Origin of the sequence: Variovorax sp. JS1663, from assembly GCF_002157355.1 — a bacterium.
GTDB lineage: Bacteria > Pseudomonadota > Gammaproteobacteria > Burkholderiales > Burkholderiaceae_C > Variovorax.
Window position 1 is genome coordinate 47,704 of record NZ_LYMK01000026.1, and the last position, 15,160, is coordinate 62,863.

A 15,160-nucleotide genomic window follows, 5' to 3' on the forward strand; every position below is an offset into this window, starting at 1 on the left:
GAGGACACGGGGGATGGCGCGCAAAGTGCGGATGGCGCCATTCTTCCGGCCGGCGCAGGCGCCGTCTTGGAAAAAACGGACATGCCCGGCGCGCAGGCCGATGCGCCTCAGCGGTAGGGCCAGTGCCGCGGCGTCAGGGCCCGCGCGAAGCGCAGCATGTCGCGCCCCACGCGGTAGGACCAGTAGCCCGGGTCGTCGCCGTCGATTCGTGCAAGCAGCTGGCCCATCGGCAGGCCCGACAGCGCGCGCGATTCGTTCGTGAGATGCGACTGGTCGAAATAGCCATGGGCTGCGGCCAGGCTGCTGAGCGCATCGGGCGCGAGCAGCGCCTCGCCCAGCATGGAGCCGAAGCGGGCGACGCGGTGGTACTGCTTCGGGCCGGTGCCGAGGGTGGCGGTGAACTGCCGCGAGAACTGCCGCTCGCCCAGGCCGCTGCGATGCGCGGCCGCCCGCGGGCCATGTTGGATGTGCAGCGCGAACTCGGAGGCACGGCGGTCGACGCCGCGCGGCGGCCGCTGCCGCCAGCGCGCGCGCAGGAAGTCGAACAGCAGCGCGAGCTGCGCCGGCTCGCCGCGCGCCATGCGCAGCCGTTCCTCGAGCACGCGCCAGGCCCGTGGCCAGACCGATTCGGCCGCGAAGCTGCGGTTGTGCAGCACCGCCGCCGATTCCCCGAGCAGCCGCGACACGGCGGCCGGCTGCAGCAGCACCGACAGCATGCGGATGCGGCCGCGCTGCAGCGACATCAGCGGCTGGCTCGACAGGCCGGCGATGAAGGCGCCGGGGGCGGGTGTCCACCGCGACGGGTCGGCCGTGTCGGGCACGTCGATGCCGCCCTCCAGCATCACCGTCAGCAGGGTGTGCAGGGAGGCCGGCAGATGGCTCTGCACGGGTTGCTCGCCGGGCTCCAGCTCGAGCAGCAGCACGCAGGTGACGACCGGCCAGAGGTCGGGCGGGACGGGAGGCAGCCGATAGCGCATGGAGAGTCCTGGCGCGAGTCCAGTGGCGCTCAGGCCAGGGCCTGCTCGGCCGCGAGGCCGCCGCGCACGGCAGGCGAGAGCGTGAGGATGCGGCGCGCGTGCTTCTCCAGCGCCGCCTCGAGCGGCGCCAGCAGCTGGATCTCGCCGCCCACGCTCGCCGCGATCGGCACGCCGCCCAGGTAGAGCACGCGCGAGCCCGGCACGCGCGGCACCCGGTTGCCAGGCAGCACGCTGCCCAGCAGGTTGGCCGGATCGGCGGCGGACAGGCAGATCAGCTCCGCGTCCGGTGCCTGCCGCCGCACCTGGCGCAGCAGCCCGATCGCTTCCGGCAGCGCGAACTGTTCGCCCGACAGGCCGGCGATGAAGCGGCCGCCGCGGATCTCGCCGCGGGCCTCCAGCCGGCGATAGCAGCGCACCAGCTCGCGCCAGGGCGGCAGCCACGCGGCCTCGCGCTCGATCAGGTGCCAGGCCATCACGCCGTAGCGGCGCAGCAGCACGCGCGCCACCTGTTCGACGGCATCGGCGGAAGAGGCTTCGGCGGCCGATGCGGCAGCCGGCCGCGCCAGCGACCAGCGGCCCGCATCCTCGATGCCGAACAACGCCCCGCGCCGGCGGCGATGGTGCGCATGCATGCCGGCCCGCTTGGAGGCCGGCACCAGCAGCGCCCGCAGCCCCGCATAGCTGTCGCAGCGCACGCGGCCGCGCGCGACCAGTTCCGACAGGGCATCTTCCAGCTCGGTGCCCAGCAGGCGGGCGCCGTCCGCGATCTCGTCGAAGAAGGAGGCGCCGTGTCCGCCCAGCCACTCGGCCACGCGCCGCGCGCGCGAGCCCAGGGCCTCGTCGTCGGCCGGAACGGGGGCGAGGCCGGTCCACAGCGCGGCACTGCGGCGCGGCAGCAGCAGGATCGGCGTGCTGCGCAGCGAGGTGCCGGCGCGCCCGGTGCGGCCTTCCGCGGTGGCGGGGCGCAGCCGCGTCCACATCACGCGGCCGGCGGTGCAGAGGTCGTCGAGCCAGGGGCTCGCATAGTCGTTGACCCGTGCCGTCAGCAGCTCGGATTCCCACAGCGCGGCGGGCGCCTCGTAGCCTTCGAGCTGGGTCAGCACGCCGGCGAGCGCCTCGGGGCCGCTGACGCGGGCGCCGGCGCTCAGGTGCTGCCACTCGAACAGGAAGCGCGCGAAGTCGCGTGGCTCGACCGGCTCGATCTCGCGCCGCAGGCGCTTGAGCGTGTAGCGGTGGATGCGCGCGAGCAGGTGGCGCTCGCACCATTCGGGCGCCGCGGCATCGGGCGTGAAGCGGCCGTGCAGCACCAGGCCCTCGGCCTGCAGGCCGAGCAGGGCGGTCTCGATCTCGGCGGCGGGCAGGCGCAGTTGCGCTGCGAGCGTTTGAAGGGTGACCGGGCCCAGGCCGCCCAGGCGCGACTGCAGCAGCTCGCGCAGCGCCGCGTCGCGTGAAGCGGGTGCCTGGCCGTAGCCGGCGGGGGCCTCGATGGCCGGTTCCATGCCGGCTGCGGGATGCAGCAGGCGCAGCAGCGAGAGGCGCTCCGCCGCGACCCACAGGCCGTCTTCGTCGCCCGGCGGACGCAGCCGCGTCGCGCGGCCCGCGCGGACCAGCTCCGCGAGCCATGGCGCCCAAGCCCGATCGCGGGCCGCTTCCTCGGCGGTCAGCAGGCCCAGGCCGTTGAGGGCCTCGTGCATCTCGTCCGCATGGCGCGGGTCGGGCCAGGCTTCCTCGCGCACGGCGGAGATGGCCTCGGGGTCCAGCCGGCCCAGGTCGTCGGCGCTTTCGGGGTCGGTGTAGCGGCGGCTCTGCACGGCTTGCGTGCGGCGTTCCTCCAGCGGCGCGTCGTCGAGAAAGGCATAGGGCCGCGCGGAGAGCACCTCGGCCGCGAGCGGGGAGGGCGCGGGCAGGTCGCGCGCCGCGACCCGCACCTCGCCGGCCTCCATGCGGCGCAGCAGGGCCAGCCAGCCCTCGGCATCCATGGCCTCGTGCAGGCAGTCGTCCAGCGTCTGCGCGACCAGCGGGTGGTCCGGCACCTCGCGTTCGCCGGCCAGGTTCTCGGCACATGCAACCTGGTCGGGGAAGACGCTGGCCAGCAGGTCCTCGGACTTCATGCGCTGCAACTGCGGCGCGACCTTGCGGCCGCCGACGAAGCGCGGCAGCGCCAGCGCGGTGGTCGCGTTCCAGCGCCAGCGCACGCCGAACAACGGCGCGTCCAGCAAAGCCTGCACCAGCACGTCCAGCGCGGTGGCCGAGTGCAGGTAGCGCGCGACCTCGTCCAGCGCGAAGCTGTGGCTGGTGGAGAGCGACAGCACGATGGCGTCTTCCGTCGCCGCGGCCTGCAGCTCGAAGTTGAACTTGCGGCAGAAGCGCTTGCGCAAGGCCAGGCCCCAGGCCCGGTTGAGCCGGCTGCCGAAAGGCGAGTGGATGACCAGCTGCATGCCGCCCGACTCGTCGAAGAAGCGCTCCAGCACGATCTGCCGCTGGCTGGGCAGCACGCCCAGCACGCCGAGCGTGCGGGCGAGGTGGTCCACCAACTGCCGCGCCGCATCCTCGGACAGGCCGGCGATGCGCGCCTGGAGCCACTGCACTGCCGCCTGTGCACCTTCGTTCTGGATGCGCTCACCGATCTCCTCGCGCAGGCGCGACACGCCGGCGGAGAGCTCGTCGCTGCGCCCCGGCGCCTCGCCGAGCCAGAAGGGGATGTTGGGCGCGGCGCCCTGCGCGTCCTCCACCCGCACGCGGCCGGGCTCGATGCGCAGGATGCGGTAGCTGGTATTGCCGAGCTGGAACACGTCGCCGGCCAGGCTTTCGACCGCGAAATCCTCGTTGACCGTGCCGATCTGGTGCGCCTGCGGCTCCAGCACGACGCTGTAGTCCCCGGTCTCCGGGATGGTGCCGCCGGAGGTGAGGGCGGTCATGCGCGCACCGCGGCGCTCGCGCAGGCGGTGGTGCACCGCGTCCCTGTGCACGTAGCCGGCGCGGGGGCCGTTGCGGGTGGCGAAGCCCTCGACGAGCATGCCGAGGATGGCCTCGTACTGCGCGCGCTCGAGGCCCGCATAGGGCCAGGCGCGGCGTACCAGGGCGAAGAGCGCTTCTTCCTCCCATTCCTGGCAGGCGGTCTCGGCCACGATCTGCTGGGCCAGCACGTCCAGCGGCGCGCGCGGAATGCGCAGGGCGTCGAGCTCGCCGCGGCGGATGCAGTCCAGCAGCGCCGCGCACTCCACCAGCTCGTCGCGCGATTGCGGGAAAAGCCGCGCCTTGGGCGTGCCGCCCACCGCATGGCCCGAGCGGCCGGCGCGCTGCAGGAAGGTCGCGATGGCGCGTGGCGAGCCCAGCTGGCACACCAGGTCCACGTCGCCGATGTCCAGGCCCAGCTCCAGCGAGGCGGTCGCCACCAGCACCTGCAATTCGCCGCGCTTGAGGCGCTGCTCGGCGTCGAGGCGCGCTTCCTTGGCCAGGCTGCCATGGTGCGCGGCAACCGCTTCCTTGCCGAGGCGCTCGCCCAGGTGGCGCGCGGCCCGCTCGGCCATGCGCCGCGTGTTGACGAAGACCAGCGTGGTGCGGTGCATCAGCACCAGTTCGGCCACGCGCGCATAGACCTGGTCCCATTGCTCGTGCGTCATCACCGCGCCCAGGGGCTGAGGCGGCAGCTCGAGCGCCAGGTCGCGCTGCTTCGCATAGCCGATGTCGACGATCTCGCAGTCGGCCACGCCGGCGTGCACATGCGCCGCGCCCACCAGGAAGCGCGCGACCTCCTCGATCGGCTTCTGCGTGGCCGAGAGGCCGATGCGGGTGAGCCGCCCGCCGGCCAGCGCCTGCAGGCGTTCCAGCGACAGCGCGAGGTGGCTGCCGCGCTTGCCGGCGGCGATGGCATGGATCTCGTCCACGATCACCGTGCGCACGGTGGACAGCATGCGCCGGCCCGAGACGGAGCCCAGCAGCACGTAGAGCGATTCCGGTGTGGTCACCAGGATGTGCGGCGGCCGGCGCAGGCTCTGCTGGCGCTCGCGCGGTGCCGTGTCGCCGGTGCGCACGGCGCTGCGGATGGCGACGTTGGGCAGGCCCAGGCGCGCGAGCTCGTCGCGGATGCCGGCCAGCGGCAGTTCCAGGTTCAGGTGGATGTCGTTGGAAAGCGCCTTCAGCGGCGAGACGTAGACCACCGTGGTTTCATCCGGCAGCCCCTCCGGTGCCAGGCCCTGGCGCACCAGGGCGTCCAGCGCGGCGAGGAAGGCGGTCAGCGTCTTGCCGGAGCCGGTGGGTGCCGCGACCAGGGTGTGGCGCCCGGCGCGGATCGCCGGCCAGGCGGCCTTTTGCGCGTCGGTGGGCGCTGGAAAGCTGCGGCTGAACCAGCCGGCGACGGCGGGGTGGAAATCGGCCAGGGGCATGAAATGAAGGCTGCGAGGACGGCCGTGCGGGGGGCCGGGCGCTGGGGCATGTTACGCGGCCACGGCGAAGTCCGCGCTGCCCCCCTCAGTTCAGGCCTCTTCCGCGGATGTCAAGCCGCGGAGCCGATCCGGAAAGAGCAAGCGCGCGCCAAATACTCCCATCCTGCCGCCGCCGTTACAAAACATCATGTTCCGGTCAGGTCTTCCGTCTATTTGTTCACACCTCTCCCGGCGGAATCGGGCGCACACTATGTGCACGGTTTCTCTGGGGGATTGCTGCAAAGGCAATCATTGGGCTCGCTTCAGGCGAGCCCTTTTTTTGCCCCTGCCATGCGCGCGAACGCCGCCGCGTACCATCGCGGCCGGACCGCCCCGTATGAACGACCCGCTCAATCTGCACATTCGAGAAAAGACCGTCTCCGTCGCCCCCATGATGGATTGGACGGACCGGCATTGCCGCTACTTCCACCGCCTGATGACCCGCCGCGCGCTGCTCTACACCGAAATGGTGACCACCGGCGCGCTGATCCACGGCGACGTGGCGCGCCACTTGCGCTTCCATGCCGAGGAGCATCCTGTCGCGCTGCAGCTCGGCGGCAGCGAGACGGCGGACCTGGCACATTGCGCGAAGCTGGGCGAGGACTGGGGCTACGACGAGATCAACCTCAACTGCGGTTGCCCCAGCGAGCGGGTACAGCGCGGCGCCTTCGGTGCCTGCCTGATGAAGGAGCCGCAGCTGGTGGCCGACTGCGTGAAGGCGATGGTGGATGCGGTGAGCGTGCCGGTCACGGTCAAGCACCGCATCGGCGTGGACAAGACCGAGTCCTACGAATTCGTGCGCGACTTCGTCGGCAAGGTGAGCGAGGCCGGCTGCCGCGGCTTCATCGTCCATGCGCGCAATGCCTGGCTGAAAGGCCTGTCGCCCAAGCAGAACCGTGAGATCCCGCCGCTGCGCTACGAGTTGGTGCACCGGCTGAAGCACGACTTTCCCGAGCTGTCGATCTCGATCAACGGCGGCTTCGTCGACGACGAACAGATGCAGCAGCACCTGCGGCTGCTGGATGGCGTGATGATCGGGCGCGAGGCCTATCACAACCCCTGGTGGCTGGCCCGGTGGGACGAGGTCTTCTACCGCGAGGCGCCGTCCGCGCTGACGCGCGAGGCAGTGGAAGAGGCGATGTGCGACTACATGGCGCGCGAGGCGGCCGACCATGGCACGCCGTGGTCGAACATTGCGCGCCACATGCTGGGCCTGCGCAACGGCCTGCCCGGCGCGCGCCGCTGGCGGCAGGTGTGGAGCGACCACCGGCTCAAGGCGCGTACACCGCACGAGGTCATGGCGCTCGCGCACGAGCCGGCTGCGGCGCTGGCCGACTGATCGCTCGGCGGGCGGCCTCAGGCGGCCATCAGCCGCGCCTCGGGCACGTCCTCGATGGTGGTGCGGCGCAGCTCGCGACGCTCGGCGATGTCGTAGCGGCGTCCGCGGTGCAGGGTGCTGCGGTTGTCCCACATCACCAGGTCGCCCACCTGCCACTCGTGGCGGTAGACGAACTCGTGCTGGGTCGCGTGCTCCAGCATCCTGCAGGTACATGCGCGACTCGGCCGTGGGCCAACCGATGATCTGGCGCGCATGCACGCCGACGAAGAGCAGCTTGCGGCCGGAGCCGGCGTGCGTCTCCACCAGCGGCCAGACGGCGGGCGGGATGGCCTTCTTCTGCTCGTCGGTGTAGGCCTCGTCGCCCAGCAGGATGCGCGTGTGCAGCGCGTAGTGCTCGGCACGCAGGTCCTGCGCCTCGGCCTTGGTGCGCTCGGGCAGTGCATCGTAGGCTGCGCGCAGGTCGGCGAACTCGGTGTTGCCGCCCCAGCTGGGCAGCACCAGCGCGTGCAGCATCGAGTAAGCGGCGCGCGGGTCCTGGAAGGAGCTGTCGCTGTGCCAGAGCTGGTTGGCGAAGTTCGAGAGGTTCTTGGGCGAGTCGCGGTGCATGGGCGTGCGCGATGCGCTGGACATGCTGATCATCGATTCGGTGCGCCCGCGCACCGCCCTGATCAGCTCGCGCATCGAGGTGGGCGCTCGGGCGCGTCGCGCCGAGGTTGCTGGAGACCGTGCAGCAGATCAACGCGGAGATCGGCATCGCGTCGCCGGCTGACTGAACACCCTCAGTTCGCGGCCTCGAGCCCGTTGCGGAAATGCTCCTGCATGCGGGCCATCGCGGCCGCCGGGTCGCGTGCCCGGATCGCGGCCATCACGGCGCGGTGCTCTTGCAGCGACTCCGCGATGCGGCCCGTCTTGAACAGCGAGTTGTGGCGATTGAGCTTCATCACCTTGCGCAGGTCGGCCACCATCTGGTCGCGCCAGCGGTTGTCGGCGATGGCCATGACCCGCATGTGGAAGCGCTCGTTGATCGCAAAGAAGTGGGCGCGGTCCACCTGGCCCGGCACCGCGGCGGCCTCGAGCTCGGCATGCAGGGCCTCGAGCTCGGCCAGCTGGGCCTCCGTGGCCCGTTTGGCCACCACGCCGACGGCGTCGCTCTCCAGCAGGCTCAGCAAGTGGTAGACGTCCGCGAGGTCCTTTTCGGACACCTCAGTCACATAGGCGCCGCGCCGCACCTTCATCGTGACAAGGCCCTCGGCTGCCAGCACTTTCAGGGCCTCGCGCAAGGGCGTCCGGCTGATCCCGTACTCCTCCGCCAGCTTGAGCTCGTCGATCCAGGCGCCGGGCTCCAGGTCGCGGTTGAAGATGCGCTGGCGCAGTAGCTCCGCCACCTCCTCGTAGAGGGCGCGCGGGGTGAGGGTGACGGCGGACATGCGCGAACTGTACCGCAACTCAAGGAGTTTGAATTAATAATTACAGATGGGTTAGACTCGCACAAAGTTTTAATCCCGCGCGTCTTTGCGCGGACCGTCCTTCACCCGAGCCAGACCCTCGCAAAGCGGTGCCCATGAGCAGCAAACCCGAACCGACCTTCCAAACCGCCACCCTCGACGTCTGGGCCAAGGCCGCTGCCAAGTCGGCCCCCGGCGGGGACCTGGCGGCGCTGAACTGGCGCACGCCGGACGGCATCACGGTCAAGCCGCTCTACACGGCGGCCGACCTGCAGGGCCTGAAGTACACCGATACGCTGCCCGGCTTCGAGCCCTATCTGCGCGGCCCGCAGGCCACCATGTACGCGGTGCGGCCCTGGACCATCCGGCAGTACGCCGGCTTCTCCACGGCCGAGGAATCGAACGCCTTCTACCGCAAGGCCCTGGCCGCGGGCGGGCAGGGCGTGAGCGTGGCCTTCGACCTGGCCACCCACCGCGGGTACGACAGCGACCATCCGCGCGTCACCGGCGACGTCGGCAAGGCCGGCGTGGCGATCGACAGCGTGGAGGACATGAAGATCCTGTTCGACCAGATCCCGCTGGACAAGGTGAGCGTCTCCATGACCATGAACGGCGCGGTGCTGCCGGTGCTGGCGGGCTACATCGTGGCGGCGGAGGAGCAGGGCGTACCGCAGGCCCAGCTGTCGGGGACCATCCAGAACGACATCCTCAAGGAGTTCATGGTCCGCAACACCTACATCTTTCCGCCCGAACCTTCGATGCGGATCATCGGCGACATCATCGCGTACACCGCGCAGAACATGCCGAAGTTCAACTCGATCTCGATCAGCGGCTACCACATGCAGGAGGCGGGCGCCAACCAGGCGCTGGAGCTGGCCTTCACGCTGGCCGACGGCAAGGAGTACGTGAAGACGGCGCTGGCCAAGGGGCTCGACGTCGATGGCTTCGCAGGCCGGCTGAGCTTCTTCTGGGCCATCGGCATGAACTTCTACCTGGAAGTGGCCAAGATGCGCGCGGCGCGCCTGCTGTGGTGCCGGATCATGAAGGAGTTCAATCCCAAGAACCCCAAGAGCCTGATGCTTCGCACCCACTGCCAGACCTCCGGCTGGAGCCTGACCGAGCAGGACCCGTACAACAACGTGGTGCGCACCACCATCGAGGCGATGGCCGCGGTCTTCGGTGGCACGCAGAGCCTGCACACCAATGCGCTGGACGAGGCGATAGCCCTGCCCACCGAGTTCAGCGCGCGCATCGCGCGCAACACGCAGCTCATCATCCAGGAAGAGACGCACATCACGAACGTGATCGATCCCTGGGCCGGCAGCTACATGATGGAGAAGCTCACGCAGGACATGGCGGACGCGGCCTGGGCCATCATCGAGGAGGTCGAGGCCATGGGCGGCATGACCCGCGCGGTCGACAGCGGCTGGGCCAAGCTCAAGATCGAGGCGGCCGCCGCCGACAAGCAGGCGCGCATCGACTCGGGGCAGGACGTGATCGTGGGCGTCAACAAGTACAAGCTGCAGAACGAGGACACGCACGACATCCTGCAGATCGACAACGTCAAGGTGCGCGACAGCCAGGTTGCCCGGCTGAAGTCCGTGCGCGAGAAGCGCGACGGCGCCAAGGTGCAGGCGGCGCTCGACGCATTGACCGCCGCCGCCGAGAGCGGCGAGGGCAACCTGCTGGCGCTGAGCGTGGAAGCCGTGCGCCTGCGTGCGACGGTGGGCGAGATCAGCGACGCGCTCGAGAAGGTCTATGGCCGCCACCGCGCCGACACGCAGAAGGTGACCGGCGTCTACGCCGCCGCCTACGACTCGGCCGAGGGCTGGGAGGCGCTGCAGAAGGAGATCGCCGCCTTCGCCGAGGAGCAGGGCCGGCGCCCGCGGGTGATGATCTCCAAGCTGGGCCAGGACGGCCACGACCGCGGCGCGAAGGTGGTCGCGACCGCCTTTGCCGACCTGGGCTTCGACGTCGACATGGGGCCACTGTTCCAGACGCCCGAGGAATGCGCGCGCCAGGCGATCGAGAACGACGTGCATGCGGTCGGCGTCAGCACGCTGGCCGCCGGCCACAAGACGCTGGTGCCGGCCATCATCGAGGAGCTGAGGAAGCAGGGCGCTGACGACATCATCGTCTTCGTCGGCGGTGTCATTCCGCGGCAGGACTACGAGTTCCTCTACGAGGCGGGCGTCAAGGGCATCTATGGGCCGGGCACGCCGATTCCGGCGAGCGCGAAGGACGTGCTGGAACAGATCCGCGCGGCGGTCGCGGCTTGAACATGCCTGTGGCCCGAACCGCGGTGTCGGTCGAAGCGCTGACCGAGGCCGATGGCCTGCGGCAGCGCCGCGCCATCGCCAAGGCCATCACACTGCTCGAGTCCACGCGCGCCGATCACCGGGCCCAGGCCGACGAGCTGCTGACGGCGCTGCTGCCGCTGACCGGCCGGTCGTTCCGCCTGGGCATCTCGGGCGTGCCGGGCGTGGGCAAGTCCACCTTCATCGAGACGCTGGGGCTGCATCTGATCGAGCGCGGCCATCGGGTCGCGGTGCTCACCATCGACCCGTCGTCCACAGTCTCGGGAGGCTCGATCCTCGGCGACAAGACGCGCATGGAAAGGCTGTCGGTGCACGAGCGCGCCTACATCCGGCCCAGTCCCTCCAGCGGCACGCTCGGCGGCGTGGCGGAGAAGACGCGCGAAGCCATGCTGGTGTGCGAGGCCGCGGGCTACGACGTTGTCATCGTCGAGACGGTCGGCGTGGGCCAGAGCGAGACCGCGGTCTCGGGCATGACGGACATGTTCGTGCTGCTGCAGCTGCCCAACGCCGGCGACGACCTGCAGGCCATCAAGAAGGGCGTGATGGAACTGGCCGACCTGGTGGTCATCAACAAGGCCGACATCGATCCCGATGCGGCGACCCGCGCGCAGGCCCAGATCACGTCGGCGCTGCGGCTGTTCGGGCATCACGGCAACCCGGCCCATGCGCATGTGGCGCACGGCACCGGGCAGGCAGCGCCGGTCCAGTGGCAGCCCAGGGTCATCCAGTCGAGCGCACTGCTCGGCACTGGCGTCGATGCCTTCTGGGACACGGTGCTGCAGTTCAAGTCGCTCCAGACCGCCAACGGCCGGCTGGCCGCGCGCAGGGAAAAGCAGGCGCTCGCGTGGATGTGGGAGCGCATCGACGCGGGGCTCAAGCAGGCCTTCAAGCAGCACCCGAGGGTGCGCGCGATGCTCCCCGAGGCGCTGGCGCAGGTGGCAGCAGGCGCGCTGCCGGCCTCCACCGCGGCGCGCAATCTGCTCGCCGCCCAGGCCGCGCAGGTGCAAGATCCCGAAAACACACCAACCACTGTCGGAACAGGACCATGAAAGAGATCCTCGAACAACTCGAAAAGCGGCGCGCCCAGGCGCGGCAGGGCGGCGGCCAGAAGCGCATCGACGCGCAGCACGCCAAGGGCAAGCTGACGGCGCGCGAGCGCATCGCACTGCTGCTGGACGACAACACCTTCGAGGAATGGGACATGTTCGTGGAGCACCGCTCCAGCGATTTCGGCATGGACCAGACCAAGATCCCCGGCGACGGCGTGGTGACCGGCTACGGCATGATCAACGGCCGCCTGGTGTTCGTCTTCAGCCAGGACTTCACCGTCTTCGGCGGCGCGCTCAGCGAGGCGCATGCCGAGAAGATCTGCAAGGTGATGGACCAGGCGATGAAGGTGGGCGCCCCCGTCATTGGCCTGAACGACTCGGGCGGCGCGCGCATCCAGGAGGGCGTGGCCTCGCTCGGTGGCTATGCCGAGGTGTTCCAGCGCAACGTGATGGCCTCGGGCGTGGTGCCGCAGATCAGCATGATCATGGGCCCCTGCGCCGGCGGTGCCGTCTACTCGCCGGCGATGACCGACTTCATCTTCATGGTCCGCGACAGCTCCTACATGTTCGTCACCGGCCCGGACGTGGTGAAGACCGTGACGCACGAGGACGTGACGGCCGAGGAACTCGGCGGCGCCACTACCCACACCACCAAGAGCGGCGTGGCCGACATGGCCTTCGAGAACGACGTGGAGGCGCTGATGATGCTGCGCCGCCTCTACAACTACCTGCCGCTGAACAACCGCGAGAAGGCGCCGGTGCGGCCCAGCGGCGATCCGGCCGATCGCGCCGACCCCTCGCTGGACACGCTGGTGCCCGACAACCCGAACAAGCCCTATGACATCAAGGAGGCCATCACCAAGGTGGTGGACGACGGCGAGTTCTTCGAACTGCAGCCGGACTACGCGAAGAACATCGTGATCGGCTTCGCGCGCATGGACGGGCAGAGCGTGGGCATCGTGGCCAACCAGCCGCTGGTGCTGGCGGGCTGCCTGGACATCAAGTCCTCCATCAAGGCGGCGCGCTTCGTGCGCTTCTGCGATGCCTTCAACATCCCGGTCGTGACCTTCGTGGACGTGCCCGGCTTCATGCCCGGCACCAGCCAGGAGTACGGCGGCATCATCAAGCACGGCGCCAAGCTGCTCTATGCGTATGCCGAATGCACGGTGCCGAAGATCACGGTGATCACGCGCAAGGCCTATGGCGGCGCCTACGACGTGATGGCCTCCAAGCACCTTCGCGGCGATGTCAACCTGGCCTGGCCGCGCGCGGAGATCGCGGTGATGGGCGCCAAGGGCGCGGTGGAGATCATCTTCCGCGAGGACAAGAACGATCCCGAAAAACTGGCCAAGCGCGAGGCCGAGTACAAGGCGCGCTTCGCCAACCCCTACGTGGCGGGCACGCGCGGCTACATCGACGACGTGATCCTGCCCAGCGAGACGCGCAAGCGCATCTGCCGCAGCCTGGTGATGCTGCGCGAGAAGAAGCTCGAGAATCCGTGGCGCAAGCACGGCAACATTCCTCTTTGAGGCCGGGAGAGAAGAACATGTTCAAGAAGATCCTGATCGCGAACCGCGGCGAGATCGCCTGTCGCGTCATCAAGACGGCGAAGAAGATGGGCATCCGGACGGTCGCGGTGTATTCCGACGCCGACAAGGAAGCCCGCCACGTCGAGCTGGCCGATGAGGCCGTGCACATCGGCGCCTCACCCAGCCGTGAGAGCTATCTGCAGGCCGACCGCATCATCGCGGCCTGCAAGAAGACGGGAGCGGAGGCGGTGCATCCGGGCTACGGTTTCCTGTCCGAGAACGAGGGCTTCGCCCGAAAGGTCGAGGAGGAGGGCATCGTCTTCATCGGCCCGAAGCACCATTCGATCGCGGCCATGGGCGACAAGATCGCCTCCAAGAAGCTGGCCGGCGAGGCGCAGGTCAACACCATCCCCGGCTGGAACGACGCGATCGAGACGGCCGAGCGTGCGGTGGAGATCGCGCGCGAGATCGGCTACCCCGTGATGATCAAGGCCTCGGCCGGCGGCGGTGGCAAGGGTCTGCGCGTGGCCTTCAACGACAAGGAGGCGTTCGAGGGCTTCACTTCCTGCCGCAACGAGGCGCGCAACAGCTTCGGCGACGACCGCGTGTTCATCGAGAAGTTCGTCGAGGAGCCGCGCCACATCGAGATCCAGGTGCTGGGCGATGCGCACGGCAACGTGATCTATCTCAACGAGCGCGAATGCTCGATCCAGCGCCGCCACCAGAAGGTGATCGAGGAGGCACCTTCGCCCTTCATCAGCGATGAAACGCGCAAGGCCATGGGCGAGCAGGCCGTGGCGCTGGCCAAGGCGGTGAACTACCAGAGCGCGGGCACGGTGGAGTTCGTGGTCGGCAAGGACCAGAGCTTCTACTTCCTGGAGATGAACACGCGGCTGCAGGTGGAGCACCCGGTGACGGAGGCGATCACGGGGCTGGACCTGGTGGAGCTCATGATCCGGGTCGCGGCCGGGGAGAAGCTGCCGCTCGCGCAGAAGGACGTGCAGCGCAACGGCTGGGCGATTGAATGCCGCATCAACGCGGAAGATCCGTTCCGCAACTTCCTGCCCTCGACCGGCCGGCTGGTGCGCTTCCAGCCGCCGAAGGAGACGATGTTCTCCGCCGACACCGGGCACCTGTACGGCGTGCGCGTGGACACCGGTGTCTACGACGGCGGCGAGATCCCGATGTTCTACGATTCGATGATCGCCAAGCTGATCGTGCACGGGCGCGACCGCAACCACGCGATCGCGATGATGCGCGAGGCGCTCAATGGCTTCGTGATCCGCGGCATCAGCAGCAACATTCCTTTCCAGGCGGCGCTCCTGGCGCACCCGAACTTCGTCAGCGGTGCCTTCAACACGGGCTTCATCGCCGAGCACTACGGCAAGGGCTTCCGCGCCGAGGACGTGCCGCATGACGACCCAGACTTCCTGGTCGCGTTGGCGGCTTACATGCATCGGCGCTACCGGGCGCGTGCTTCGGGCATCAGCGGCCAGCTTTCGGGCCACGGCGTGAAGGTGGGCGAGCAGTTCGTGGTGGTCGTGCTCGATCCGAAGGGGGAGCATGTGCATACCCCGGTGACGGTGACCGACTTTCACAAGCCGACCGGTGCCAGCGCCGTTACGGTGGGCTCGAACACCTACAAGATCGATAGCCAGGCGCCGCTGGGCAGCATCCGCGTCGAGGGTTCGGTCAACGGCCGCGGCTTCACGGCGCAGGTCGAGCGCGGGGCGGGCAAGAACCCGCTGGCGCTGCGCATCGCGCACGACGGCAGGCAGATCGAGGCCATGGTCCTGTCGCCCCTGGGCGCGCGGCTGCTCGAGCTCATGCCCTACAAGGCGCCGCCGGACCTGAGCAAGTTCCTCATGTCGCCGATGCCGGGGCTGCTGGTCGAGGTCTCGGTGCAGCCGGGCCAGCAGGTGCAGGCCGGCGAGAAGCTGGCGGTGATCGAGGCCATGAAGATGGAGAACGTGCTCTTCGCCACCCAGGACGGCGTGGTCGGCAGCATCGCCGCGGCGAAGGGCGAGTCGCTCGCGGTGGACCAGGTCATCCTGGAATTCGCCTGAGGGAGGCGCACGC

The 15,160-nt window shown here is 69.5% G+C and carries 9 protein-coding genes and 1 pseudogene; 6 read left to right on the forward strand and 4 right to left on the reverse strand.

Annotated features, from left to right (window positions below; all coding sequences use genetic code 11):
* Positions 1-107 precede the first annotated feature (107 nt).
* Complete coding sequence (locus tag A8M77_RS21035; protein ID WP_086923464.1) at positions 108-977, reverse strand: helix-turn-helix domain-containing protein; 870 nt, start codon at positions 975-977, stop codon at positions 108-110.
* A gap of 29 nt (positions 978-1,006) precedes the next feature.
* The gene (locus A8M77_RS21040; RefSeq protein ID WP_086923465.1) at positions 1,007-5,362 is read right to left on the reverse strand and encodes a DEAD/DEAH box helicase; all 4,356 of its coding nucleotides are present in this window, start codon (positions 5,360-5,362) and stop codon (positions 1,007-1,009) included.
* Positions 5,363-5,738: 376 nt separating this feature from the next.
* Here A8M77_RS21040 and dusA point away from each other — a divergent pair, with 376 nt between their 5' ends.
* Positions 5,739-6,740: a tRNA dihydrouridine(20/20a) synthase DusA gene (gene dusA / locus A8M77_RS21045; protein ID WP_086923466.1), complete on the forward strand. Its 1,002-nt coding sequence runs from the start codon at positions 5,739-5,741 to the stop codon at positions 6,738-6,740.
* A 17-nt stretch (positions 6,741-6,757) separates the two neighbouring features.
* Here the strand turns inward: dusA and A8M77_RS37450 are convergent.
* A pseudogene (locus A8M77_RS37450) lies at positions 6,758-7,343 on the reverse strand (TauD/TfdA dioxygenase family protein); the annotation flags it as partial.
* Position 7,344: 1 nt separating this feature from the next.
* Between A8M77_RS37450 and A8M77_RS37455 the strand changes: the two are divergent.
* A complete protein-coding gene (locus tag A8M77_RS37455; protein ID WP_443272023.1) occupies positions 7,345-7,509 on the forward strand; it encodes a hypothetical protein in 165 nt (54 codons plus the stop codon).
* A gap of 10 nt (positions 7,510-7,519) precedes the next feature.
* Here A8M77_RS37455 and A8M77_RS21055 read toward each other — a convergent pair whose 3' ends face one another.
* Entirely contained in the window at positions 7,520-8,167 is a 648-nt protein-coding gene (locus tag A8M77_RS21055) for a GntR family transcriptional regulator (protein WP_086923467.1), read from the reverse strand.
* A gap of 134 nt (positions 8,168-8,301) precedes the next feature.
* Here A8M77_RS21055 and scpA point away from each other — a divergent pair, with 134 nt between their 5' ends.
* From scpA to A8M77_RS21075, 4 genes are read left to right on the forward strand one after another with little or no spacing between them, the layout of a single operon-like run.
* A complete protein-coding gene (gene scpA, locus A8M77_RS21060) occupies positions 8,302-10,464 on the forward strand; it encodes a methylmalonyl-CoA mutase (protein WP_086923468.1) in 2,163 nt (720 codons plus the stop codon).
* 2 nt (positions 10,465-10,466) lie between these two features.
* Positions 10,467-11,552 (forward strand): methylmalonyl Co-A mutase-associated GTPase MeaB, encoded by a 1,086-nt coding sequence (gene meaB / locus A8M77_RS21065; protein ID WP_086923469.1) that lies wholly within the window; start codon positions 10,467-10,469, stop codon positions 11,550-11,552.
* Positions 11,549-13,081 carry an acyl-CoA carboxylase subunit beta gene (locus A8M77_RS21070; protein WP_086923470.1) on the forward strand — a complete coding sequence of 511 codons (1,533 nt, stop codon included), beginning with the start codon at positions 11,549-11,551 and terminating at the stop codon, positions 13,079-13,081. Before meaB ends, A8M77_RS21070 begins: the two co-directional genes overlap by 4 nt.
* Positions 13,082-13,098: 17 nt before the next feature.
* Positions 13,099-15,147, forward strand: coding sequence for an acetyl-CoA carboxylase biotin carboxylase subunit (locus A8M77_RS21075; protein WP_086923471.1), 2,049 nt, complete (start codon positions 13,099-13,101; stop codon positions 15,145-15,147).
* Positions 15,148-15,160: the final 13 nt, after the last annotated feature.

Bases quoted from the DNA above. Each gene is read 5' to 3' on its own strand.
- A8M77_RS21035 (WP_086923464.1), bottom strand. From the start codon at position 977: ATGCGCTATCGGCTGCCTCCCGTCCCGCCCGACCTCTGGCCGGTCGTC.
- A8M77_RS21040 (WP_086923465.1), bottom strand. From the start codon at position 5,362: ATGCCCCTGGCCGATTTCCACCCCGCCGTCGCCGGCTGGTTCAGCCGC.
- dusA (WP_086923466.1), top strand. From the start codon at position 5,739: ATGAACGACCCGCTCAATCTGCACATTCGAGAAAAGACCGTCTCCGTC.
- A8M77_RS37455 (WP_443272023.1), top strand. From the start codon at position 7,345: ATGGGCGTGCGCGATGCGCTGGACATGCTGATCATCGATTCGGTGCGC.
- A8M77_RS21055 (WP_086923467.1), bottom strand. From the start codon at position 8,167: ATGTCCGCCGTCACCCTCACCCCGCGCGCCCTCTACGAGGAGGTGGCG.
- scpA (WP_086923468.1), top strand. From the start codon at position 8,302: ATGAGCAGCAAACCCGAACCGACCTTCCAAACCGCCACCCTCGACGTC.
- meaB (WP_086923469.1), top strand. From the start codon at position 10,467: ATGCCTGTGGCCCGAACCGCGGTGTCGGTCGAAGCGCTGACCGAGGCC.
- A8M77_RS21070 (WP_086923470.1), top strand. From the start codon at position 11,549: ATGAAAGAGATCCTCGAACAACTCGAAAAGCGGCGCGCCCAGGCGCGG.
- A8M77_RS21075 (WP_086923471.1), top strand. From the start codon at position 13,099: ATGTTCAAGAAGATCCTGATCGCGAACCGCGGCGAGATCGCCTGTCGC.